Here is a 22962-nt window from a genome sequence, read left to right on the forward strand (position 1 = left end):
TTAGTTCTTTTTATTTTGATTAAGTTGCGGATTCAACATTTTGCCAAACCGCTTCGCTAATTCTGGTAACTCTTTTTCTGTTAGGGGGGTTTCTAACTTGTGTAGATAATTAATACTGTGTGGAGTAACCCCTAATAGGTGCTGTGCATTATCTATTTCAACCACCATTAAGCGCTCGCGTGATCCCAACGGAAGACTGCGGATCACTTTAAACTCATCGTTATTGGTTAAATTTGGATTGAGCTTTTTTACAAAAAAAGCCAACACTAAAATTAACACCACAACCATACCCAAAGATAACACCATGGATACGATATCTGTGGTCGGTGTTGCAGCATCGGTTGCTGCAAACACCGAATTGCTTAAACTGGCTAGTGCTATCATCGTAACTTTTTGATCCGTTCAACCTGGCTAATTACATCCGTTAAACGAATACCGAACTTATCGTTTACTACAACCACTTCGCCATGCGCAATCAAAGTACCATTAACTAATACATCAAGCGGTTCGCCAGCAACCCTGTCAAGCTCAACGACCGAACCTTGGTTAAGTTGTAATAAATTACGAATATTAATTTTAGAACGCCCTACTTCCATAGAAATAGTAACGGGAATGTCTAAAATAGTATCGAGTTTACGTTTTTCTTCACCGCTGAGTTCATGCTTTGAATCATCAAGCTCATCAAGCTCGGTTACTTTGACCTCAGGACTATCGTCAGTGCCTTCAGCTTCAGCAAGTGCTGCTGCCCATTCGTCCATTGTATCTTGATCATCGCTCATACTTTTAACCTTTTAATCAATTACCAGTCTAAGTCTACACCGTTTGAAAGGTGTAAATCATCTTCTAGTTCTGCTAATTCTGCATCTGAATCAATTTTTTTGCCGCCTTTGGTAAAGACATGCAGCTCAGATTTAACTGAATCAGGGCGTTTAATTTTTTCACTAATTTGTAGCGCAACGTTATCACGTGAACGACCCATTTTAGCTCTAAATGTAGGGAGTTCTTCCACAAATACGGTAATATGCTCAGGCATTTCAACTGGAATTATATCCCCCGCCTTGAGCTCCATTATTTGTTTTAAGCTTAAATCAACTTCAAGTAGCTGGGTCGATAAATCGACTTCTACGTCCATTATTTCGTCACGAAGCGCCTTACTCCAACGTAAATCGGTATCTTCAGTATCAGACTGAACACCCGCATCCAATAGCTCTCTGATCGGTTCGAGCATTGAATAAGGTAGCGCAATATGGAAGTCTCCCCCGCCACCATCCAGCTCAATATGAAAAGAGCTAATAACCACCACTTCGGTTGGGCTAACAATATTAGCCATCGCAGGGTTTACCTCAGAATCGAGGTACTCGAACGACACATCCATCACTGGTGCCCATGCTTCTTTGTAATCTTCAAAGATTATTTTCAGCAGCATTTGCACGATTCGGCGTTCTGTTGGGGTAAATTCACGTCCTTCAATTTTGGCATGATAACGGCCATCGCCACCAAAGAAGTTGTCTACCAGTATAAATACTAAGCGTGCTTCCATGGTAATAAGGCCGGTGCCTTTTAGTGGGCGAAAACGCACCATATTCAAACTCGTTGGTACAAACAAGGTATGTATGTACTCACCAAACTTGATCATTTGCACGCCGTTAATTGACACCTCAGCGGTGCGGCGCATCATGTTAAATAAGCTAATTCGCATATGACGGGCAAATCGCTCGTTAACAATTTCAAGTGTCGGCATGCGACCACGCACGATGCGATCTTGCGAAGAAAAGTCGTACTGTAATGTACTTCCCTCACCATCTTCACCGTCGTGTATATCTTCCTCTTCGACTTCATCGACACCATGTAATAGCGCATCAATTTCGTCTTGGGATAATAAATCGCTCACACTGGCCCCTTATTGCATCACAAAGCCGGTAAATAGTACCCGCTCAATTACTTTATTCCCTTCAACATCCATCATAGCGGCCTGTACTTTATCAAGTGCAGTAAAACGCAGTGTTTCTTTGCCTACACTGGTGCTAAGTTCATCAGCCGTTGTCATGGAAAATACACTCAGGAGTGTGCCTTCAATCAGTGGAATGTGTTTTTTAGCCGTTTCTTCATTACCATCGCCGCGCACTAATAATTGCACTTTAATCTGTACAATTCTATCGCGACTAGCCCCTGGCACATTAAAAATAAACGGTCTAGGCATCGCAACATATAAAGCACTGCCAACCGTTGCCGAAGAACTTGTTGGCGCAGCAGCTACCTCACCATTGGCAGCATCATCTGCAAGGGTTTCTACTGGCTCATCACCACCTGATAATAAAAAGTACCCTGCCACAGCGCCAACAATAAGTAATACAGCGGCAATAATTATTATGAGTTTGCTTTTACTTTTACTTACTTCTTCTATTTCTAAATTAGTATCTTCAGCCATTGTATTTCCTTTATTTGCAAAGGTATTTGCTTGTTTTAACTATTATAATAGCAGGACTTAGGCATAGTAATCTATTGATGATGACGTTTGTTGTCCAGAACCCTGTATTTGCTTATCTGGTTGCTCACTATTTGTCTCATCTGTAGAGCGATTATTGGCCATTTGCCCTTGTGCATCACCTTCTTGTTGCTGTGCTTGCTCACCTGAGGAATCACCGTAAGAAATACTGCTTTCACCTAGTTCTAAACCTTGCTGCATCAGCATTTCTCTAAGCCTAGGTAAAGACTGCTCCAGCGCTTCTTTGGCTTGCTGGTTTTGCACTACAAAGTTGATTTGTGCTTGCTCAGCATCACTTCTAATACGAATTTGCATGCTGCCCATTTCTGGCGGATCTAGGCGAATTTCAGCTTCTTTATTATTAATACTTAACATTGAGCTAACCCGCTCTTGTAGCATTTTTGCCGCATCACTTTTAATAATGTTTAAAGCCTGTAACGTGGCAGGATCAATGCTTACTTGTTTCGCTTGTGCTGTACTTTGTAACTGTCCTGCTTGCAAGCTTTGCGCTTCAATAATAGCTTGTTCGTACCCTAAAGTATCGTATTTAGCGAGACTACTAAGCGACTGTTTGTCAAATATATTAATGATCTGAGAGAAAATTTGTGCTGCACGCGGTGGCATTTGCTCAGCATTAGTGCCGCGCATGCTCTCTTTTTGTAATGCGTCTAACTGTTTGGCAAGCTCTTCAGGGTTATCAGCTACCGATTTTGAACTCTCTAATTTTAGCTCAGGTTTTACATTGGCTGATTCAGTACCAGCCTGTGCTTTTGGCGCTATTGCTCCCGCCAAAGCATTATTTGAAAATAGTGGCTTATCTTTGGCGCTAAACAAGCTGTCCGCGTTAATCGCGGTCTCTAAATCACTGATTACTCCTTTTAGCGAGGTAAGTTCTTTCGTTGATAAAGATTCATTTTTAACGTAACCCTGCAACTGATTGAGTAAGGCCTGTTTTTCTGAGGTAGTTAACGTACTTATTTGCGCATTAATGGTCTGCTGAGATGTTTGCGGCTTCTCACTTTCACTCACATACTTACTGAGTAATTGCTTTAAATCCGCTAAGTTATCTTTATTAATTGGCTTGCTCATCGCATTAAGCTCAGTGGCTAATTCACCTTGCTGAGCAGGTGTTAAATTTGCCAGTAATTTATCTGCTTTAATGGCATTATCATCTTTTGATAACAGCGCCAAAACGGAAGCATCTAGCGATGCTTTAATGTTCATAGTCTCGGTCGGCTTATCCGATGGTTTAGCAGCCGCGAGTTCATTTGTAACAGCCTCATACTGTCCGGTTGGGGCAGCTGTAGCTAAAGGTTTCGTGTCAAGCTGTGAAGACTCAGCTGCAGCTTTGCTTGCTGATTCAGAACCTACAGTCTTTTGTGACTGCACAATGGCCGTATCATCAACAATTTCATCACTTGGTAAATTAATAACAATAGGTGCCAGCTTATCTTCAGGCTTAGCGTTTATTTTAACAGCGTCTTTGTCTATTAACTGCGCACCACCATGGGGGTTATTTTTTACTGAGGTATCGATGACTTGTGCCGCATTAATTTGCGCCAGCATATCTTCACCGCTCAAAGGCTTTTCTTCGCTACTTTGCTCTTTTAGATCGGATTGTTCATCTGCTGATTGTTTGTTTGGCGCTTTAGCTTGCGTACTGTGTGTTTCAGAAGCTTGGTTAGCAAGGGCTAATTGATCAAAAAAGCCAGCATCATTACTGCTATCTAGCTTTGTTTTATCACTGTCTTTTTTAACTAAGTATGAGTCTTGCTCAGATACCGCTAACATTGAAATATCATTTATCGCCATAAATCACCTAATAAAAGCGGCAACAGCCCACCGCACAATCCTAAAAATCATTGCTCTTGTAGAATCTAAGCAATTAGCATGCCTACCTTATAGTGCTTTATGCCTTTGATAAAACTGATTAGAGGAAAATTCATCGAGCATTTTTTGCTCACTTTTAGCGGCCAACATATCCGCTTTTATCTGTTGTTTTTCAATTAACTTAGCAACCGCTTTCGCTTTTACTTGTTGCTTTAACCACAAGGTTTTACGCTGGCTAACCACCTGCTTTGCAGTGTTAACAGTGCTTGCTTGTTGACGTATCGCTTCTTCAATCTTAGCAATGAATGCATGATACTGACTAAATCCGGCACTTGATAAACCCGACTGCCCCTTAATATGAAGTTGCTGCGTGTATTCAAGTCGAAAGTCATTTAAGCCCTGCAGCTTTTGCTGATTTACTTGCAAATTTTGATTAGCTTGCAAGTAGCTCATGCGTAACGTTTCTTCTTTTTCGTTTTCAAGCCTGAGCAACAAATGCAGTTTATTTTTTGCCATTATGCTTGTCCTAATAATTGCGCTAGCCCTTGAAGGCCATCATCATAGCTAATCACATCACGCATCCCTTGTTGTAAAAATGCGTTCACTCGTGGCATCATGTTTATTGCCTGATCGAGCATTTGATCACTGCCTTTTTGATAAGCGCCCAAGGTGATCATATCTTTGTTCTGTTGATACATTGAATACACTTGCTTAAGCACCCGAGCTTGTTGCATGTGCGACTCAGACACCACTTGAGGCATAACTCGAGAAATCGATTTTTCTATGTCAATGGCAGGATAATGGCCGCTGTCGGCTAAATCACGCGATAAAACAATATGTCCGTCAAGTATGGCACGTGCAGCATCAGCAATCGGGTCTTGCATGTCATCGCCTTCACTCAGTACGGTAAAAAAGGCAGTAATAGAGCCTTGTCCTTCCCCGCCGTTACCCGCTCTTTCCACCAGCGCAGGTAATTTAGCAAATACTGAAGGTGGGTAGCCTTTTGTTGCAGGGGGCTCACCCACAGCCAGCGCGATTTCACGCTGTGCCATAGCATAACGCGTCACCGAGTCGAGTAATAACAATACGTTTAAACCTTGATCTCGAAAATACTCTGCAATGGTTACCGCACTTTCGCAGCCTTTTAATCGCATTAATGGTGAGGCATCAGCGGGGGCTGCAACAACAACTGAACGTTTACGCCCTTCAACACCCAGTATTTCTTCAATAAATTCTTTTACTTCTCGACCACGCTCACCGACTAAACCCACTACAATCACATCGGCTTCACTGCCTCGGGTCATCATGCCTAATAATACTGATTTACCCACACCAGAGCCTGCAAATAAGCCCATGCGCTGGCCTTGGCCGACAGTAATCACCGAGTTAATAGCACGTACCCCCACATCCATAGGCTTACTAATGGGGCGTCTTGCAAGAGGGTTTATTGCATTTTGAGCAAATTTGAGTGTATGTTCTGCATTAATTTTACCTAAGCCATCTAAAGGTCTGCCTAAGCCGTCTACCACTCGACCAAGTAAGCTCATGCCAACAGGCAAACCTGTGTCATTAACTTGGGGGATAACTCGCGCACCAGGAAGTACGCCTGAAATGTGGTCGTTAGGCATTAAATACAAAGTTTGATCGTTAAATCCAACAATTTCAGCGTCAACAAAGCCGTTCATTGTTTCAATTTTACATTGGCTGCCTACCGGAGCGCGCAAACCTTTGGCTTCCAGTGTTAAACCAACCACACGCGTTAAAACTCCCGCGACTGCAGGCGCTGGAATTTTAATATGCCGTTGGTATTGAGATAAGCGTTCGCTTAATGAAGTATCGCTCACAGACATGACACGCCAATAAAAAAGTTAGATACCACTGTTATGCAAAAAGCTATCCAACGTTTCTTTGACACGGGTTTTCAAGGTCATATCTAAAGATGATAACGTTGTTTTAACTTCACAACCGCCCCGCTCTAGAGTGGGTTCTGCAATTAATTGCCAATGATTATCTTCAATAGCTTGTTCGCCATAACTGGCTTTTATCAGCGATAAGTCATCTGGATGAAGATGAATTCGAACTTTTTCTTGTTCTGCATTAAGTGCATCAATGCTTTTTTTCAAAGTATGTAAAATAATATCAGGTGATGTTTTTACTTCTTGATAAATAATCGCTTCACTGAGCATAGTGGCTAGCTGTACCAGCTGTTTTTCTGCTTGCTCGTCCACTTTTTTAAGCGGGTCGCTTAAACTATCTAGTAAACCACGCAGACTGGTCAACTGCTCATCAATTAATGGTTTAACGTCTTCTTGGCCTTGTGTTTTACCCAGCTCTACACCTTCTTTGTAACCCGCCTCTTTACCCTCGGTTACGCCTTTGTCAAAGCCATCTATATAGCCTTGTTCGTGCCCTTGTTTAAGGCCTTCTTCGTAGGCATCTTGGCGAATACGCTCCAGCTCTACCATAGTTAATGAAGGCAGCTCTGGTTCTTCCGGTTCTTCTACTTGTTCTTTTGCTATTTCTTTACGGTATAGCTCGGCTAAGGGTGTGCCATAAGCCGTAGAGCGATTGCGAAAGCTTCGCTCATCGGGAGCAACATCAGGAATTGGCCAATTTTTTAATAACTCATCAGCTTCATCTGCATGTAATGGGCGACCTTTAGAGTGACTCATAGGTTATAAGAACTCCTCACCACCGCCACCACCAAGCATAATTTCACCTGAATCAGAAAGGCGACGTGCTGTTGATAAAATTTCTTTTTGCGCCGCTTCTACTTCACTAATGCGCACAGGAGCCATAGCTTCTAAATCATCAGCGAGCATTTCAGCGGCACGTTTTGACATGTTACCCAAAATTTTCTCTTTAAGGGCATCATCGGTTCCTTTAATGGCTTTCATTAATACATCTTGCGGCACTTCACGCAGGATTGCTTGAATGCCTCTGTCGTCTACATCCATTAAGTTTTCGAAGACAAACATTAAGTCTTGAATTTGTTGCGACATTTCTTCGTCATGCTCACGGATTGAATCCATTAACTGCCCTTCAACATTGGTATCGAGGTAGTTCATGATATCTGCCGCAGCTTTTAAGCCACCCATTTTCGCAGCTTGTGCACCCGCTTGACCGGCAAATTGTTTTTCCATAATTTCATTCAATTCTTGCAATGCTGCCGGTTGTACTTCTTCTAAATTAGCAATACGCATGGTTAAATCGAGGCGCACTTTTTCAGGAAATTGCGCTAAAATTTCAGCCGACTGTTCAGGCTCTAGGTAAGAGAGAACAATTGTTTGAATTTGTGGATGCTCATTACGAATAATGTTAGCCACCTGTTTAGAGTCCATCCATTTTAATGAATCAAGACCTTTAGCGCCTGAGCCCATCACTATTTGGTCTATCAAGCTGGCGGCTTTATCTTCACCTAATGCGGCTGTAAGTGCTTTTTTGATGAAGTCTTCAGACTGAAAACCAATCGTACTAAAGCTTTGAATTTGTTCAATAAACAAATTATGAACCGCGCTAATTTTAGCTTGCGACAAATCATCGATTGCCGCCATAGCCATACCGACCTTTTGCACTTGTTTTGGCTCTAAGTGCTTGAGGATTTGCGCTGCATCTTCTTCAGTTAAGCTCAGCAATAATATTGCGGCTTTATCTACACCATCAAGTTTATCAACATCAAACGCTTGAGGTAGTTGTTTTTGTTCTTGATCAGTCATCTTCTGTTAACCACGCTTTCACTACTTGTGATGATAGTTCTGGTTCATTGGCTACAAGGGCACGAACCGCTTTGAGTAAGTCTTCGTCGCCGTGTAGGTCTGGTAAGCGTAGTGTACCATCGCTTGAGAAGCCAACAGAAGCAGAATCAAAGTCATTATTTAGCATATCTAATGTGCTGTCACCAAGATCAACACCTGAACTAAGAGAATCTTCATCGTATTCTTCAAGTGTATTATCTGGGTAGATTAAGCGTTTAAGCATAGGTTTAACGACAGCTAAAATCAGTACAATAATAACCAGTGCACCTAATACTAAGCGCATCATTTTCATAAACCAATCTTGTTCCCATAAAGGCAACTCAAAATCAAGCGCTGAGTCTTCACGAACAAATGGTACGGTCACTACTTCAAGTGCATCGCCACGTTGCATATCAAAGCCTACGCCACCTTGTAACAAGCGACGAATATTTGACAGGGCTTCAACCGAGCGTGGCGTCATAGTTGTTTCACCATTTTCACCCACCGTAGGCAGGTAATCAACCGCAACAGAGACGCTTATTCTGCGGATCACTCCAGTTTGCTGACGCTTATGTGAAATAGTGGTATCGAGTTCATAGTTACGAGTGGCTTCTTTGTGAGTTCTACTCGGTGAGGTTGCAGTGCCTGCACCGCCCGCCATCGCATCTTCAGGAATAGTTGAGTTAACTGGTGGCTGATTAGTAAGCGCGCCTGGAATACCAACCGCTAGGCCACCAATATTATTTTCTTCAAAGGTCGTTTCACTTCTTACCGCAGGTAAATCTGGGTTGTAACGTTTTTGTGTTTCTTCTACCGCACTAAAGTCCATACTTAAATCTACTTGTGCGGTGTAATTACCTAATCCAACCACGGGGATCAGAATACTGTCGATTTTTTCTAGGTATTCTTGCTCACGTTTACGTTCTATATCGTATTCTTTACGTGAGCGTGCAGCTAAAGAGGTTTGCGAGCCTGAATTTAATAAACGACCATTTTGATCGGTCACAGTAACGCGCGAAGGCTCAAGCCCTTGTACCGCTGAAGCTATCATATCAACAACCGAGTCAACTTCTTCGCCATCTAGAGAGCGACCGCGTTTAAGAGTAAGTACAACAGTTGCAGAGGGTTTTTTCTCTCTACGGGCAAACACATTTTCTTTGGGAATCGCTAACAATACTTTGGCGCGAGTAACATTATTTAGCTCTTCTATAGTACGGGCAAGTTGTTGCTCACGGCCATGTTTAAGGCGCTCACGCTCTAAACGTTGGCTTACCCCAAACCCCATGTCTTGCATAATAATGTCGCTACCTGATGTAGGCCCTTGATCTAAACCTTCACGGGTCATCAATAACTTGATATTTTGATATTCAGTTTCATCCACCGAGACCACATTGCCATCAAGTTGGTAGTCAATTTTTTGTGCATCTAAAAAGTCGAGTGTTTCTATTAACTCTTCAGTTTGCATTTTACCTAAAGGGCGCATATCTGGCTGACGAGCCCAAATAATAACGAAAATAGCAATGGCTAAACAAATAGCTAATGCAACAATCAGGGTAATTTGACGTAAAACATCAACACCACCAAGGGCACTGAAATAGCCTGATTTTTGCTCTTGTTGATCTTCGTTTTCACTTTGCTCCATCATGCCATCAGCAAGTGCCAGATCTGTAGATTGATTAGATTGCGCCACAATAATTCTCCACTACCTAGTTAAACAGGCATGTTCATAATTTCTTTATAAGACTCAACAAGCTTATTACGAACCTGTACCGTAGCTTCAAATGCCACAGAAGACTTTTGCGAAGCAATCATAGCCTCAGCAAGTGATACGCTTCTGTCGCCATTCTCTACCGCTTTTACTTTTTGTCCTGTGTCTTGCTGAAGTTCATGCACTGTATTAAGGGCATTACTCAACATGTCACCAAACTGTGCTGTAGAGGTTGATTGCACTTGCGTTGGCAAGTTATTAACTTGATTACTACGTGTGGCCTCTGCAGCCATTGATTGCATTTCTTGAAATAAAGCACTGTTTTGAATTTTCATAATTGTCTCTGATAATGCAGTAAACTCTTAAAGAGAATAAAGCACAAAACATGCCAAAAATTAAAGTCAATTAAAACAAAGACTTAAGTAAAATAATTGAGCAGTCAGAGTTTTGACAGCCCTAAATTCAAGTGATTGAACTTAGGGCTTATGGGGGTTATGCTGGGAGGGAAATACCTAAATCACGCATTTGTGCTAATTTGTAGCGTAAAGTACGCGGGCTAATACCTAAGGTTTCGGCGACCTCTTTGCGTTTTCCTTGGCAGCGTGCCAAGGTTTCTAAAATAATACGATGTTCTTTATCTTTAAGCTCATCTTTGTAACTACCAGTATCGACGGCTAACAAATCATTTTTTTGCTCATCTGCAGGCGCTGCTTTTTCATCATAATAAGCGTTACTGAGACTACTTTTTACAGGCTCAATGTCAGCTTTAGTTTCTGCCACAAAATGCGTTGGGGCTAGATTTTCGATAAAAATAGCATGCTCATCAATACTATTTCCACTGCGTAAAATTAATGCTCGCTGGATAACGTTATCTAGTTCGCGTACGTTACCGGGCCAGCTATGGCTAAGCAGTTTTTGCTCTGCACTGCTATCTAAATACGCCATTGGCTCTTTGCTTTTACTTAAGTGACGTTCAATCAAATGCTTAGCCAACACAATAATGTCCCCTGGGCGCTCACACAGTGGTCGCCACAGCAAAGGGAATACATTGAGTCGATAATATAAATCTTCGCGGAACTGATTATCAGCAACAGCCTCTTTTAATTCGCGGTTACTGGTTGCAAGCACACGCACATCTAGCGAAATAGTTTTTCGACCACCTAAACGCTCAACTTCGCGCTCTTGTAATACCCGCAATAGTTTGGCTTGCAAGCCTAAATCCATTTCGGTGATTTCATCAAGTAAAATGGTTCCCCCCTGTGCTTGCTCAAACTTACCTGGGCAGGCCTGAATCGCACCGGTAAACGCACCTTTTTCGTAGCCAAATAGAGTAGCTTCGAGCATGTTTTCTGGAATAGCAGCACAGTTAATTGCTACAAATGGTTCATTACAGCGTTTTGATTTGTCATGAATATAACGCGCCAGTACTTCTTTACCAGAGCCACTTGGCCCAAGCACCATCACACTGGCATCTGATCGAGCAACTTTATTAGCAAGTTCGAGTAATTGAATACTACTAGGGTCGGCGACAATGGGCCCGTCTGTTTCTTTTTCTTTTTCTGGTAAGTAACGACTCACCATATTCAATAGCACTTCTGGTGCAAATGGCTTGGCCATATAATCAATCGCGCCTAAACGCATAGCCTCTACAGCATCATCAATAGTGGCGTAGGCCGTCATCATTAGTACGGGTAAATCAGGGTAATTTAATTTAATACTACGTAATAAATCCAAGCCGCTCATTGCGCCCATTTGTACATCACTGACCACCAATGAAAATGCTTCTTTTTTTAGTAGCACCATGGCTTGCTCGGCACTATTGGCGGCCATACAGGCTATACCTGACATTTCAAGCGTATCAATTAATGCTTCACGAAGTCCGGCGTCATCTTCTACAACTAAAATAGTGTTACTCATTGTGACTCCCCTAATTTAGATGTGACACTAATAGGTAGCAACATACTAAAAATTGCTCCCCCTTGTGGGTTGTTGTTTGCTTCAACACGTCCCTGATGTGCACTGGCCACTGAACTTACAACGGCAAGTCCTAAACCAGTACCTTGGCTTTTAGTGGTATAAAAGGGTTCAAATATTTTTTCAGTTTGTGCTAAATCAAGCCCAGGGCCATTATCACTAACACTAATGCGGACATAATCAGGGTCTTGCGTATCACGCAAAGCACTAAGATGTACTTGTGCACCACTGCCAATGACTTGAATACTATTATGAATTAGGTTTTGAATTGCGCTTGCCAATGCTGTTTTGTTACCCATAATTTCAATATCGGGTTCAGGTAAGCTCACATTTAATTCGCTATCATTGAGCGCTACCATAGCATCGGCACCGGCTTTAACTTCACTTAGTAGCTGTTGCATCGACACTTGCTCAACAACTTGCTGATCACCACTTTTAGCAAATAACAGCATGTCGTTTACTTGGGTTTCTAAATCTTTTAAACGTGACATTAATTTAGTATGAAAACTGCCGCGAGACGCTTCGGGTAAGCGTTTTGAGCCTAAATTTGCGGCATACAACATAGCCGCTGATAACGGTGTGCGTACTTGATGAGCTAAAGACGCAACCATTTTACCTAAGGCACTTAAACGCTGCATATGCGCGACTCGCTTTTGTAAGCGTCGGGTTTCGGTTAAATCGGTCATTAGTATAAGTTGCCCAGGCTCAGGCGCGAGTGCAGTAATATCGAGCTTAATTAAGCGTCCATCTTTTAACGACACTTCATGACCATCATCTTGATGAGGACGAAATGAGCGCTGAATAACGCTAAACCACTTCTCTCCTTCTAATGGCTCGCCGAGCATATCTATGGCAATTTGATTCGCTTTGGCGATCATTCCTTTACCATCGAGTACAATCACGCCCGCAGGCATGGTATCAACCAGATGAGAGAGCCAACTTGCTTGTTGACGCAAATCACTCAACTCACCAACATACTCCTCTTGCAGTAAACATGGGTTATACTGATTAGCAGAAATAAACTGGGGTTTTAGCACACTTGCAAGGGCCATAATCAACTCTCTAAATTAATGTAGATGTAGTGGCTAATGCACAATATGTACCAAAATTATTTCATAATAATATCAACAATTTAAATAGTTAAAATACGTGCCGTAAAAATGACGCGCTAAGGAATAAGCATGAAAGAAGAAGCTCAGTGTCGCTGTCCATGGTTAGATACTTCAAAACCCGACTACGTGGATTACCATGACCATGAATGGGGCGTACCTGTGTATGACGATCACCTACTTTTTGAGTTTTTAACGTTAGAATCGGCACAAGCAGGGTTAAGTTGGTACACCATATTAAAAAAGCGCGCTAATTATAAAAACGCCTTTGCAAACTTTGATGTAAATAAAGTAGCGGCCTTTACTGAGCAGGACCTAGAAACATTAATGCAAAATGAGGGAATTGTTCGCAACCGCTTAAAAATAGCCGCAAAAATTAATAATGCAAAGTGCTTCATTGCTATTCAAAAAGAGTTTGGCAGCTTTAGTGATTACCAGTGGCGGTTTGTTGGCAATAAACCTCAGGTAAACGATTTAGAGACGCTTGCGGATTACCCTGCAGTTACTGAAGCATCAACGTTATTTGCAAAAGATTTAAAAAAGCGCGGTTTTAAGTTTTTAGGCCCAACCACAGTGTATGCCTACATGCAGGCGTGTGGAATGGTTAACGATCATAGTAATAATTGCTTTAGAAAAGAAGAAGTTAAAAAGCTAGGCTAGGTGGGGGTTACGGGTTACGAGACGCGGGGTTAACCCGCTGACAAGTATAGCGCCGAGTTTGCATTAAACGCGGTGTTTAGTTTTTCTAACCTAATACCTGAAACCTGCCCTTAGCTCTCAATCTCTCGATAGGTTATATTTTTTCATTTTTTCGACCAGAGTGGTTCGCCTTACGCCAAGCACCTCGGCAGCACGGGCGACAACGTAATCAAAGCGCTCTAATGCCTGTGTGATTAAGTTAATTTCAAGCTCAGCTAAGTACTCTTTAAGCTCAATACCTTCATCGGGCAATAAACCAGGTGCGGCCTGAGCAAAGTCATCTTCTAGATCTATTTCATCTTCACTAAATCCGCCGCTAAAAATATCATTAAATGCATCACGCTCCATCAGTTCTTCTGGGTACTGTGGCTCATAGGCTTCAACTTCAATGTAGCGGTATTTATTAGGTAAGTCAGGAACATCCACCACCTTGTCTGGGAACATAATAACCATACGCTCAACTAAGTTAGCGAGCTCACGAATATTACCCGGCCAAGAATGTTCTTTTAAACTATCAATAGCACGCTCTGTAAACTTAGCCGTAGTACCGCTTTGTTCATTTACACGGCGCATAAGCTCTTTAAGTAGTAATGGTATGTCTTCTGCGCGTTGAGCAAGAGATGGGCTCTCAATAGGAAAAACATTTAAGCGATAGTATAAATCTTCTCTAAATGAGCCTTTTTCTATCATGCTTTCAAGGTCACGGTGGGTTGCAGCAATCACACGCACATCAGCTTGGATCGCTTTGGTACCACCAACGCGCTCATAGCTACGCTCTTGGAGCACTCGCAGTAACTTAACCTGCATTTGCAGTGGCATATCCCCTATTTCATCTAAAAATAGCGTGCCACCTTGCGCTAACTCAAAACGGCCTTTTCGTGCTGAAATAGCCCCAGTAAACGCGCCTTTTTCATGACCAAATAGTTCACTTTCTAGTAGCTCTGCAGGAATTGCCCCACAGTTTACTGGTACAAAAGGGCCTTTATTACGCTTAGAAAGCAAATGTACGTTACGGGCAACTACTTCTTTACCTGTGCCCGATTCACCTAAAATAAGTACGTTAGCATCGGTTTTAGCAACCTGCGTAATTAAAAAGCGTAAATCTTTTACGGCTTTGGTTTCACCAACAAGACCATCAAAGGTGCTTTTCTCTTTATTATTTTTATGTTCATGCGGCAACATGCGCTGATATTGCTGACAGTCGTGTAACAGCTGTGTGGTTATTTCATGAGTAAATGGCTCACATATCAACCCCACAACATTAGCCAAACTCAACAAAGGTTTAAGCGTTTCACCAATGAGTAAAAAAGGAAATGTTGGGTATCGTTTAATTAAACTTTCGTGATCTAAAGACTGCAAAGCACCTAACACCACAATACATTCTTTGTTTTGATAGTGGCTACATGCCTGTTCAAAGTCAGCTTCTGTTTGCAACTGTACAGCCTCACCAATAAAAGTAAGTGATGCGTATAATCCAATAGAGCGGTTGTTATTATTATCTAAAATTAAGATCATCTTTAGCGAGCCATTTATTTCACTAATTTGTTTTATTAATCAAATTGTAAGCCAGTTGGGTTTGGATGCAAGCAATAGCGGCGATTTTTTGACATTAACGCCAAAAAACAGACACTGGCCGCACAAAGTCAATACTTTATAACTATTAATTGCCTGGGTAGTTTTAGTGACATACATACTTAGGATGAATTAAACGACATATAATGCGATTTTCAATGATACGATTTCACACAGAAAAAACTCATAAAAACTGCTATTATTATTTAAAGGTGCGACTGTTTTTGCCGATAAAGTAATAGTCAAACTTATGTTGGAACTAAACTTGCTTAGAGTTCTGAACATGTAATTAAAATTTGAGGAATTACCTATGGCTCATGCATCAATCAATAAATACCGTCAAATAACAGTTAGCAGCGTTAAAGAGATGACTCCCTACGACCAAGTTAAACTCGTGTTTGTAAATATTGTTGGCAAGCTCTCTGCTGCAAAAGGATTTATTGAACGTAAAGAGTTAGAAAAAAAAGGCAACGCAATCTCTGATTGTATTGTGCTACTTGGTGCGTTGCAGCAAGTATTAAATTTTGAACACAATAATGAAGTATCAACTAACTTAGACTCTTTGTATGACTACTGCCAGCGCTGCTTATTAACTGCAAACCTTGAAAACAATATAGATAAAATCGATGAAGTAATTACCTTGATTAAAGAGATTAAATCAGGTTGGGAAGCAATTCCATTCGAGCAAAGAGAACCACAACTATAATGGCTTTAAAGCAAATAACGAGTTCACAAGTTACAGATAGTGAAACTCGCAAATATTGTAATGAGCTAGTGAGTTTGATTAATGACTCAGAGGATTGGGATATTGAGCAAGCGCTGAGTATTCATAATAAGCTTGATACATATATAAGTGAATCACTTACAAGAGAAAAAGCTTTTTACTCTGCGACTGAACTTGAGTTTTTAATTAACCTAATAGAACAGCTATCTGCTAAAATGGATGCTCAAAAACAACTATTAGCGGTTAAAATAGTTGGTAATCAAAAAAATAAAAAAGCTGTAAATAAGTATAAATCTAACTTTTAAAATAGATTTGGCAATATTAGGCTGGTTAGCTGTGGAGAGAATCTCATGTTTGATGGAAAGGTAGTTTTAATAACAGGTGGAACAGGGTCGTTCGGTAAAAAGTATGTAAAAACACTATTAGAGCGGTACAGTCCAAAAAAAATTATTATCTTTTCTCGTGACGAGTTAAAACAGTTTGAGATGCAGCAAGATTTTGATCAGCCTTGCATGCGCTACTTTATTGGTGATGTTCGAGATAAAGAACGACTAAATCGCGCAATGCGTGGCGTTGATTATGTCATCCATGCTGCAGCCCTTAAGCAGGTACCTGCCGCAGAGTACAACCCAATGGAATGCATCAAAACTAATATTAATGGCGCAGAAAACGTCATTAATGCAGCACTTGATAACAATGTTGAAAAAGTCATTGCCCTCTCTACAGATAAAGCAGCTAACCCTATTAATTTGTATGGTGCCACTAAATTAGCCTCGGATAAATTATTTGTAGCGGCAAACAATATTGCAGGCGGCCATAAAACGACTTTTTCAGTAGTGCGTTATGGGAATGTAGTATGTTCGCGAGGGTCAGTTGTACCTATCTTCCAAAAATTCATTAATGAAGGCCGTGATCACATCCCTATCACTCATGACGAAATGACTCGTTTTTGGATAAGCCTTCAACAAGGTGTTGATTTTGTTTTAACAAATTTCGCGCGCATGTTGGGCGGTGAAATTTTCGTACCTAAAATCCCATCAATTCGAATTGCTGATTTAGCAAAAGCAATGGCTCCTGAATTACCTATTAAAATTATTGGTATTCGCCCAGGAGAGAAACTCCATGAAGTTATGTGCCCTGCCGATCTGTGTTTTGAAACCTATGAATATAACGATCATTTTGTAATTGCACCAGGCATCAAATTTAGCAGTCGTAGTAATGACTTTACAGTTAATGCACTTAATGAAAAGGGAAAAAAAGTTCAGCAAGGCTTTGAATATAACTCTTTGAACAACCCACATTACATGACGATTGAAGAAATTGAAGCCTTCAATATTGCAGCCTTAATTTAAAAGTAATGACTCCATGATCCCATACGGCAAACAAGCTATCTCTCAACAAGACATCGACGCAGTAGTTGATGTCTTAAAATCTGATTGGTTAACGCAAGGCCCAAAAGTACCCGCTTTTGAGCAAGCCATCGCAAATTATTGTGGCAGCACCTATGCATGTGCAACAAGTAGTGCCACATCAGCATTGCACGTTGCATGTTTAGCGTTAAATGTGGGGAAAGATGACATCGTGTGGACCTCCCCTATTTCGTTCGTTGCTTCCGCAAATTGTGCACTGTACTGTGGTGCTCAAATAGACTTTGTGGATATTGATGTAGCAACAGGGAATATGTGCACTGATGAGTTAGAAAAAAAACTTATTATTGCTAAAGAAAATAATCGTTTACCAAAGGTAGTCATCCCAGTTCACCTGGCAGGTCAATCATGTGATATGCAGGCTATATATCAACTTGCAGTTGAATATGGCTTTAAGATTATTGAAGATGCTTCACATTCTATTGGTGCAAAATATTTAGGTAAGCCTGTGGGCAGCTGTGAGTTTTCAGATATTTGCGTATTTAGCTTTCATCCAGTCAAAATAATCACCTCAGCTGAAGGTGGTATGGCTGTAACAAACAACAAACGACTTGCTAATAAAATGGTGCGTTTACGTAGTCACGGGATTACATCCGATCAGAGTGAAATGACAGAGCCAAGTCATGGCCCTTGGTACTATCAGCAAGTTGAACTCGGCTTTAATTATAGAATGACTGAGTTACAAGCTGCACTAGGCCTTAGCCAGCTCTCAAAGCTTGATGAATTTGTTGCAAAACGCAACCAGCTAGCTAAAGTATATACTAGCAAGCTAAAAGATATGCCTATCAATCATTTAACTCAATCACACCAAAGCTATTCTAGTTACCATCTATATATTTTAACCTTGTCTGGTGATGCAATTGTAAAACATGATTCTCTTATCTGTAGTTTAAGAGAGCAAGGCATAACGAGTCATTTGCATTACATTCCAATTCATATACAACCTTATTACAAAGAGCTTGGCTTTAAGGCAAATGACTTTACAAATGCAATGAGATACTACAGCTGCGCTCTCACCATACCTTTGCATCCTGGATTAACTAATTCAGAACAAAACTTCATAATAGAAACATTAGCTAAACAACTATGAAAATCGCTTTAGGAACCGCCCAATTTGGTTTGAATTATGGTATTAGTAACACCCTTGGGCAGGTAAAAAAAGATGAGATCAAACGAATACTTAGTGCTGCGCTAGACGCTGGCATTACAGTGGTTGATACGGCATCAGCTTATGGAATTAGCGAGAGTAATATTGGCCAATCGGGTTTAAGCCAAGCTTTATCTATTGTTACTAAAGTATCAAGTGAAAATATTCACGCGCAGGTAGAAAAAAGCTTAAAAAATCTGAACTGTGACTCAATTGATGCAGTGTTATTTCATAATTGTGAGTTGCTTTTAAGCAGTTCAGGGGAAGACTATTTTTCGCAGCTAGAGCAGTTAAAAACCAAAGGCATAGTTAAGCGAATAGGTGTTTCTGTTTATAATCCTAAAGAACTTGAATTACTTAGTGAAAGGTTTAATTTAGATCTGATTCAAGCTCCTGTTAATTGGTTAGATCAACGTTTTATACAACCTGAAATTATCGATAAGCTAATAGAAAAAAATATAAAGCTTCACGCTCGCTCGATATTTTTACAAGGGCTTTTATTAGAGCCAATGATTCAAAATAACGCTTATTTTTCACAGTTTAATAATGAGTTTTCTCAGTATAATCATGTTATTAATGAATTAGGCTGCAATCGGCTAACTTTCGCATTAGCAATTATTGCGCAAAAAGCCCCTCATATCGAAAATGCAATTATAGGATGTTGCTCACAAGAACAGTTAACACAATTAATAGACAGCTACTGCGCCGCAAAAAAGCTTACACTCCCCTCGGATGACGTTTTAGCCTCTTTAGCTTCAAGTAATTTAGCATTAATCAATCCATCGCAATGGCTTGGTTAATTAAGCGCTAGGATTAAAAATATGATAAATGCTTTCATGCAAGCTAGGACAGGATCAACACGCTTACCTAATAAAGTTTTAAAGAACCTCCAAGGTTTACCTATGTTTATTCAACAAGCTAAGCGTGTACAACGAGCAAAATTAGTAGACAACCTAGTTATTGTCACAAGTACTGATGAAAGTGACGACATTATTGAACAGTTATGCAATGAGAATAATTTATTATGCTTTAGAGGAAGTTTAAGCAATGTTCTCAGCCGGTACTTTCATGCTGAACTCAATTACCCTTGTGATGCTATCGTTAGAATAACAGCTGACTGCCCAGTGATTGACCCTGAGCTCATGGACTATGTCATTAATAGTCATTTAAAAAACAACAATGATTATACTTCAAACTGCTTAGTAGCCACATACCCTGATGGTCTCGATATTGAAGTGATCAGTAAAAAGGCCTTACATAACGCTTATAAATATGCAGAAAAGCCTTCTGAGCTAGAACACGTAACACCTTATATAACAAGTCACCCTGATAAGTATAAGTTACAGAATATCCAAAGTGAGCAAGACCTCTCTGCCTATAGATGGACTGTTGACGAACCCAATGACTTTGAGTTGATTTCATCAATATATGAAAATTTATATGTAAAAAAGCCTAATTTTAATTATCAAGATATACTGGAATTGTTATCGCATAAACCAGAGCTGAACTTATTAAACTCCCAAATTGCTCGAAATGAGGGAATGGTTAAATCATTAAAACAAGATAAAGAAGAAGGCTATGAATAATTACACTAATTCAGCGGAGTGGCTACATAGAGCTGAAAAAACCATTCCTCTAGGTTCCCAAACTTTTAGTAAGAGTAGAATTGCGTTCCCACAAAATGCAGCACCTTTATTTATTGAACGAGGTTTAGGTTCTAAAGTGTGGGATGCAGATAATAATGAGTATATTGACTTTGTGAATGGCTTACTTTCTGTTTCTTTAGGCTACTGTGATGCTGATGTAAATCAAGCTGTTATAGGCCAGCTTAGCTCAGGGATCACTTTCTCCCTTCCTCATAGGTTAGAAATGGAAGTCGCCGAAGAACTCACAAAGCTAATACCTTGCGCTGAAATGGTGCGTTTCGGTAAAAATGGCAGTGACGCAACATCTGCTGCTATTCGACTAGCAAGAGCTTATACAAAAAGAGAGCATGTTGCTGTCTGTGGTTATCATGGTTGGCAAGATTGGTATATTGGCTCAACAACCAGAAATTTAGGTGTTCCTGAGTGTGTTAGAGCGCTTACCCATACGTTTACATACAATGACCTTAGCTCATTAGAAAGGCTCTTTACTGAATACCCTGAACAGCTTGCTGCTGTAATTATGGAGCCAATGAATATAGCCTTTCCAGAAGCTGGATTTCTTGAAGGAGTACAAGCACTTTGTAAAAAACATGGCTCTGTACTAATTTTTGACGAAACAATTACCGGTTTTCGGTTTGATCTACATGGTGCTCAAGGCTTATTTAATATTACACCTGACCTAGCAACCTTTGGCAAAGGCATGGCAAACGGATTCCCTATTTCAGCTATTGTTGGAAAGAAAGAAATAATGTCATTGATGGAAGACATTTTCTTTTCCGGCACCTTTGCGGGGGAAACCATGTCTTTAGTTGCTACAAAAACAACATTAAAAAAAATGCAGCAAGAAAGAGTACTGACACATATTCACACTTTAGGTGAAAAATTAATTTGTGAGCTTAATAAATTAATAGAAAAACACGATGTAAAAGATTGGCTGAGCACTGCAGGTCATCCGTCATGGTCTTTTATTATTATTAAAGACACTCAAAAATATTCCTCATTAGAGCTAAAATCTTTATTTATTCAAGAGATGTGCACTAGAGGTATTTTAATTGGTGGTAGTCATAACCTTAGCTTTGCCCATACACATGATGATATAGAGAAATTACTTAATGCATACGATGAAGTTATTTTTATTTTAAAAAATACAATAGAAACGCAAAATTTGTATGATATTTTTAAAGGTAAACTATTAGAGCCCGTTTTTAAGGTGAGATAATGCAATTAGCCATAAGAACAGATGCCAACGAATTAATCGGTGCCGGCCATTTGATGCGCTGTTTAGAGTTAGCAAACACTTTAGCCGAAAAAAATATAAAAATTAGATTCATTGTAAAAGAGTCTGCTTTAGCGAAATCTTTACTAAAGAGCCAGTTAGTTAGTTATTTAAAAGTATCTACAGCAAACAATGGACTTAAAGAAACCAACCAAATACTTAAACAATATAATATAAAAAGTATTTTAATTGACCATTATGAAATCGATATTCAATGGGAGCAACAATTAATAGCTGATTATACAGTTATAATTGATGATCTAGCTGATAGAGCACATCTTTGTGATTTATTAATTGATACGGCATCAGAGTCTAGGCTAAGCGCTTATAAAAAGCTTGTGCCCAAACACTCTAAGCTTTTACTTGGTCCTCAATTCGCAATTATTAGAGACGAGTTTTTGATCAGCCAGCAAACGAATGAAAACGGCTATGATATTTTTATTTGTTTTGGTGCTTCAGATCCTAATAACTACAGCCTCCATTCACTCATATATCTAAATTCAGTTGAATATAAAGGTGTTATTTGCTTAATAACAGGGCAAGGTTATTATCATAAAGAAGAGCTCAAAATGTTTTTAGAACAGACAGAGCTTATAATTTCATGGCATCATGCCCCCACTGATTTAGCAAAACTGATGCAATTATCAAAAGTGATTATTACTGCTCCAGGAACAATGCTGCTAGAAGCGGCTGTTATGGGTAAACCCATAATTATGGTTAAAACAGCAAATAACCAAGATGGTAATATAAGCTTATTTCAATCTAAAGACTCTGCAATTTTAGCAACAATCCCAAAATTAGAGCAATCAATTGCACTAGTTGAAAAAATGAAAGATAAACTGACTTCAAATGCAAAAAAAATATGCGATGGAAAGGGCAAATATAAAATAGCCAATTTTATTCACACCACACTAGAGAATAACACATGAAAATAGCTGTTATTATCGCTCACCCAGATGACGAAACACTCGGCTGTGGTGCAACGATAGCAAAACATATTAAGCAAGGCGATGAGGTCTATATATTAGCACTTTCTAACGGCGTAAGTTCTCGTATAAAACATAACACTACAGATATAGAGAATAGACGTACAGCATTTTTTAAAGCAACTAATTGCCTTGGTGTAAAACAAGAAAACTTAACTTTACTTGATTTCCCTGATAACCAGTTTGACACAGTTCCACTTTTGGAGATTACTCAAGCCATAGAGTCATTTTTGAATGGAAAGTTTATTACGCGTATTTATACTCATTTCTTTGGCGATTTAAATATTGATCATCGAATAACGCATGATGCTGTATTAACTGCTTGCAGACCACAACCAAAACAATCTGTTAAGCAAATTTTTTGCTTGGAAACAGTTTCTAGTACTGAATGGGCAAGCCATAGTTTTAGTGCTTTTAAACCAAATTATTATAATTCGATCGAAGATGAATTCAGTTTAAAAATAAGTGCACTATCAGTTTACCAAGAAGAAATGCATGAAGCCCCCCATACTCGAAGTATTGATAATATAAATGCAATAGCTAAATTTAGAGGCATGAGTGTGGGAATAGCACTTGCAGAAGCGTTTTACATTGAGCGTTTTATAGATTGTTAGCTAGATTAAAAAATAAAATTTAAATAAGTTG

24 protein-coding genes are annotated in these 22962 nt (G+C 39.9%); 10 read left to right on the top strand and 14 right to left on the bottom strand.

All coding sequences use genetic code 11. The annotated features are described in order from the left end of the window. The 13 genes from fliO to BM380_RS11675 form a co-directional block, all read right to left on the bottom strand. The gene (gene fliO / locus BM380_RS11615) at positions 1–384 is read right to left on the bottom strand and encodes a flagellar biosynthetic protein FliO (RefSeq protein ID WP_024602027.1); all 384 of its coding nucleotides are present in this window, start codon (positions 382–384) and stop codon (positions 1–3) included. After that, complete coding sequence (fliN, locus tag BM380_RS11620; protein WP_013465554.1) at positions 381–779, bottom strand: flagellar motor switch protein FliN; 399 nt, start codon at positions 777–779, stop codon at positions 381–383. Before fliN ends, fliO begins: the two co-directional genes overlap by 4 nt. Positions 780–799: 20 nt before the next feature. Continuing rightward, the gene (gene fliM / locus BM380_RS11625; RefSeq protein WP_010387912.1) at positions 800–1891 is read right to left on the bottom strand and encodes a flagellar motor switch protein FliM; all 1092 of its coding nucleotides are present in this window, start codon (positions 1889–1891) and stop codon (positions 800–802) included. Between the two features lie 9 nt (positions 1892–1900). Further along, on the bottom strand, positions 1901–2428 hold the full coding sequence (gene fliL, locus BM380_RS11630) for a flagellar basal body-associated protein FliL (RefSeq protein WP_013465555.1): 528 nt from the start codon (positions 2426–2428) through the stop codon (positions 1901–1903). A 57-nt stretch (positions 2429–2485) separates the two neighbouring features. Continuing rightward, the gene (locus BM380_RS11635; protein WP_090494440.1) at positions 2486–4297 is read right to left on the bottom strand and encodes a flagellar hook-length control protein FliK; all 1812 of its coding nucleotides are present in this window, start codon (positions 4295–4297) and stop codon (positions 2486–2488) included. An 87-nt stretch (positions 4298–4384) separates the two neighbouring features. Next, positions 4385–4831, bottom strand: a complete 447-nt coding sequence (fliJ, locus tag BM380_RS11640) for a flagellar export protein FliJ (RefSeq protein ID WP_008112186.1) — start codon at positions 4829–4831, stop codon at positions 4385–4387. Beyond that, positions 4831–6165: a flagellar protein export ATPase FliI gene (fliI, locus tag BM380_RS11645; protein WP_008112184.1), complete on the bottom strand. Its 1335-nt coding sequence runs from the start codon at positions 6163–6165 to the stop codon at positions 4831–4833. Before fliI ends, fliJ begins: the two co-directional genes overlap by 1 nt. Before the next feature lie 18 nt (positions 6166–6183). After that, positions 6184–6987: a flagellar assembly protein FliH gene (gene fliH, locus BM380_RS11650; RefSeq protein WP_016899230.1), complete on the bottom strand. Its 804-nt coding sequence runs from the start codon at positions 6985–6987 to the stop codon at positions 6184–6186. 3 nt (positions 6988–6990) lie between these two features. Next, a complete protein-coding gene (gene fliG / locus BM380_RS11655; RefSeq protein WP_013465559.1) occupies positions 6991–8031 on the bottom strand; it encodes a flagellar motor switch protein FliG in 1041 nt (346 codons plus the stop codon). Then, positions 8024–9739 carry a flagellar basal-body MS-ring/collar protein FliF gene (gene fliF, locus BM380_RS11660; RefSeq protein ID WP_008112179.1) on the bottom strand — a complete coding sequence of 572 codons (1716 nt, stop codon included), beginning with the start codon at positions 9737–9739 and terminating at the stop codon, positions 8024–8026. The genes fliG and fliF overlap by 8 nt, the downstream gene beginning before the upstream one ends. Before the next feature lie 20 nt (positions 9740–9759). Continuing rightward, positions 9760–10092 (bottom strand): flagellar hook-basal body complex protein FliE, encoded by a 333-nt coding sequence (gene fliE / locus BM380_RS11665; RefSeq protein WP_016899229.1) that lies wholly within the window; start codon positions 10090–10092, stop codon positions 9760–9762. A gap of 157 nt (positions 10093–10249) precedes the next feature. Continuing rightward, positions 10250–11674, bottom strand: a complete 1425-nt coding sequence (locus tag BM380_RS11670; RefSeq protein WP_090494441.1) for a sigma-54-dependent transcriptional regulator — start codon at positions 11672–11674, stop codon at positions 10250–10252. Then, on the bottom strand, positions 11671–12783 hold the full coding sequence (locus BM380_RS11675) for a sensor histidine kinase (protein ID WP_090494443.1): 1113 nt from the start codon (positions 12781–12783) through the stop codon (positions 11671–11673). Before BM380_RS11675 ends, BM380_RS11670 begins: the two co-directional genes overlap by 4 nt. 129 nt (positions 12784–12912) lie before the next feature. Here BM380_RS11675 and BM380_RS11680 point away from each other — a divergent pair, with 129 nt between their 5' ends. Further along, positions 12913–13500: a DNA-3-methyladenine glycosylase I gene (locus tag BM380_RS11680; RefSeq protein WP_090494445.1), complete on the top strand. Its 588-nt coding sequence runs from the start codon at positions 12913–12915 to the stop codon at positions 13498–13500. A 117-nt stretch (positions 13501–13617) separates the two neighbouring features. On the opposite strand, the gene BM380_RS11685 is transcribed toward BM380_RS11680, so the two are convergent. Beyond that, positions 13618–15054: a sigma-54 dependent transcriptional regulator gene (locus tag BM380_RS11685; protein ID WP_016899225.1), complete on the bottom strand. Its 1437-nt coding sequence runs from the start codon at positions 15052–15054 to the stop codon at positions 13618–13620. 367 nt (positions 15055–15421) lie between these two features. Here BM380_RS11685 and fliS point away from each other — a divergent pair, with 367 nt between their 5' ends. From fliS to BM380_RS11730, 9 genes are read left to right on the top strand one after another with little or no spacing between them, the layout of a single operon-like run. Further along, positions 15422–15817: a flagellar export chaperone FliS gene (gene fliS / locus BM380_RS11690; protein ID WP_013465564.1), complete on the top strand. Its 396-nt coding sequence runs from the start codon at positions 15422–15424 to the stop codon at positions 15815–15817. Next, a complete protein-coding gene (locus BM380_RS11695) occupies positions 15817–16140 on the top strand; it encodes a hypothetical protein (RefSeq protein WP_013465565.1) in 324 nt (107 codons plus the stop codon). Before fliS ends, BM380_RS11695 begins: the two co-directional genes overlap by 1 nt. 45 nt (positions 16141–16185) lie before the next feature. Beyond that, positions 16186–17187, top strand: coding sequence for a UDP-N-acetylglucosamine 4,6-dehydratase (inverting) (pseB, locus tag BM380_RS11700; RefSeq protein ID WP_090494447.1), 1002 nt, complete (start codon positions 16186–16188; stop codon positions 17185–17187). Positions 17188–17200: 13 nt separating this feature from the next. Continuing rightward, positions 17201–18352 carry a UDP-4-amino-4,6-dideoxy-N-acetyl-beta-L-altrosamine transaminase gene (pseC, locus tag BM380_RS11705; RefSeq protein ID WP_090494449.1) on the top strand — a complete coding sequence of 384 codons (1152 nt, stop codon included), beginning with the start codon at positions 17201–17203 and terminating at the stop codon, positions 18350–18352. After that, positions 18349–19209, top strand: a complete 861-nt coding sequence (locus tag BM380_RS11710; protein ID WP_090494452.1) for an aldo/keto reductase — start codon at positions 18349–18351, stop codon at positions 19207–19209. The genes pseC and BM380_RS11710 overlap by 4 nt, the downstream gene beginning before the upstream one ends. A gap of 21 nt (positions 19210–19230) precedes the next feature. Continuing rightward, complete coding sequence (locus BM380_RS11715; RefSeq protein WP_016899224.1) at positions 19231–19995, top strand: cytidylyltransferase domain-containing protein; 765 nt, start codon at positions 19231–19233, stop codon at positions 19993–19995. Beyond that, a complete protein-coding gene (locus BM380_RS11720; RefSeq protein WP_090494454.1) occupies positions 19988–21274 on the top strand; it encodes an aminotransferase class III-fold pyridoxal phosphate-dependent enzyme in 1287 nt (428 codons plus the stop codon). The genes BM380_RS11715 and BM380_RS11720 overlap by 8 nt, the downstream gene beginning before the upstream one ends. Then, positions 21274–22260 carry a UDP-2,4-diacetamido-2,4,6-trideoxy-beta-L-altropyranose hydrolase gene (gene pseG / locus BM380_RS11725; protein ID WP_090494456.1) on the top strand — a complete coding sequence of 329 codons (987 nt, stop codon included), beginning with the start codon at positions 21274–21276 and terminating at the stop codon, positions 22258–22260. Before BM380_RS11720 ends, pseG begins: the two co-directional genes overlap by 1 nt. Then, positions 22257–22931: a PIG-L deacetylase family protein gene (locus BM380_RS11730; RefSeq protein WP_090494458.1), complete on the top strand. Its 675-nt coding sequence runs from the start codon at positions 22257–22259 to the stop codon at positions 22929–22931. Before pseG ends, BM380_RS11730 begins: the two co-directional genes overlap by 4 nt. Positions 22932–22962 lie beyond the last annotated feature (31 nt).

The sequence above is a fragment of the Pseudoalteromonas sp. DSM 26666 genome, from assembly GCF_900116475.1.
Classification (GTDB): Bacteria; Pseudomonadota; Gammaproteobacteria; order Enterobacterales; family Alteromonadaceae; genus Pseudoalteromonas; species Pseudoalteromonas tetraodonis.

Coding starts and splice junctions, on each gene's coding strand:
- fliE (WP_016899229.1), bottom strand. CDS start 10,092: ATGAAAATTCAAAACAGTGCTTTATTTCAAGAAATGCAATCAATGGCT.
- BM380_RS11685 (WP_016899225.1), bottom strand. CDS start 15,054: ATGATCTTAATTTTAGATAATAATAACAACCGCTCTATTGGATTATAC.
- fliH (WP_016899230.1), bottom strand. CDS start 6,987: ATGAGTCACTCTAAAGGTCGCCCATTACATGCAGATGAAGCTGATGAG.
- fliG (WP_013465559.1), bottom strand. CDS start 8,031: ATGACTGATCAAGAACAAAAACAACTACCTCAAGCGTTTGATGTTGAT.
- BM380_RS11680 (WP_090494445.1), top strand. CDS start 12,913: ATGAAAGAAGAAGCTCAGTGTCGCTGTCCATGGTTAGATACTTCAAAA.
- BM380_RS11675 (WP_090494443.1), bottom strand. CDS start 12,783: ATGGCCCTTGCAAGTGTGCTAAAACCCCAGTTTATTTCTGCTAATCAG.
- BM380_RS11730 (WP_090494458.1), top strand. CDS start 22,257: ATGAAAATAGCTGTTATTATCGCTCACCCAGATGACGAAACACTCGGC.
- fliS (WP_013465564.1), top strand. CDS start 15,422: ATGGCTCATGCATCAATCAATAAATACCGTCAAATAACAGTTAGCAGC.
- fliN (WP_013465554.1), bottom strand. CDS start 779: ATGAGCGATGATCAAGATACAATGGACGAATGGGCAGCAGCACTTGCT.
- BM380_RS11635 (WP_090494440.1), bottom strand. CDS start 4,297: ATGGCGATAAATGATATTTCAATGTTAGCGGTATCTGAGCAAGACTCA.
- fliJ (WP_008112186.1), bottom strand. CDS start 4,831: ATGGCAAAAAATAAACTGCATTTGTTGCTCAGGCTTGAAAACGAAAAA.
- pseG (WP_090494456.1), top strand. CDS start 21,274: ATGCAATTAGCCATAAGAACAGATGCCAACGAATTAATCGGTGCCGGC.
- fliI (WP_008112184.1), bottom strand. CDS start 6,165: ATGTCTGTGAGCGATACTTCATTAAGCGAACGCTTATCTCAATACCAA.
- BM380_RS11670 (WP_090494441.1), bottom strand. CDS start 11,674: ATGAGTAACACTATTTTAGTTGTAGAAGATGACGCCGGACTTCGTGAA.
- fliL (WP_013465555.1), bottom strand. CDS start 2,428: ATGGCTGAAGATACTAATTTAGAAATAGAAGAAGTAAGTAAAAGTAAA.
- pseC (WP_090494449.1), top strand. CDS start 17,201: ATGATCCCATACGGCAAACAAGCTATCTCTCAACAAGACATCGACGCA.
- BM380_RS11710 (WP_090494452.1), top strand. CDS start 18,349: ATGAAAATCGCTTTAGGAACCGCCCAATTTGGTTTGAATTATGGTATT.
- pseB (WP_090494447.1), top strand. CDS start 16,186: ATGTTTGATGGAAAGGTAGTTTTAATAACAGGTGGAACAGGGTCGTTC.
- BM380_RS11715 (WP_016899224.1), top strand. CDS start 19,231: ATGATAAATGCTTTCATGCAAGCTAGGACAGGATCAACACGCTTACCT.
- BM380_RS11720 (WP_090494454.1), top strand. CDS start 19,988: ATGAATAATTACACTAATTCAGCGGAGTGGCTACATAGAGCTGAAAAA.
- BM380_RS11695 (WP_013465565.1), top strand. CDS start 15,817: ATGGCTTTAAAGCAAATAACGAGTTCACAAGTTACAGATAGTGAAACT.
- fliO (WP_024602027.1), bottom strand. CDS start 384: ATGATAGCACTAGCCAGTTTAAGCAATTCGGTGTTTGCAGCAACCGAT.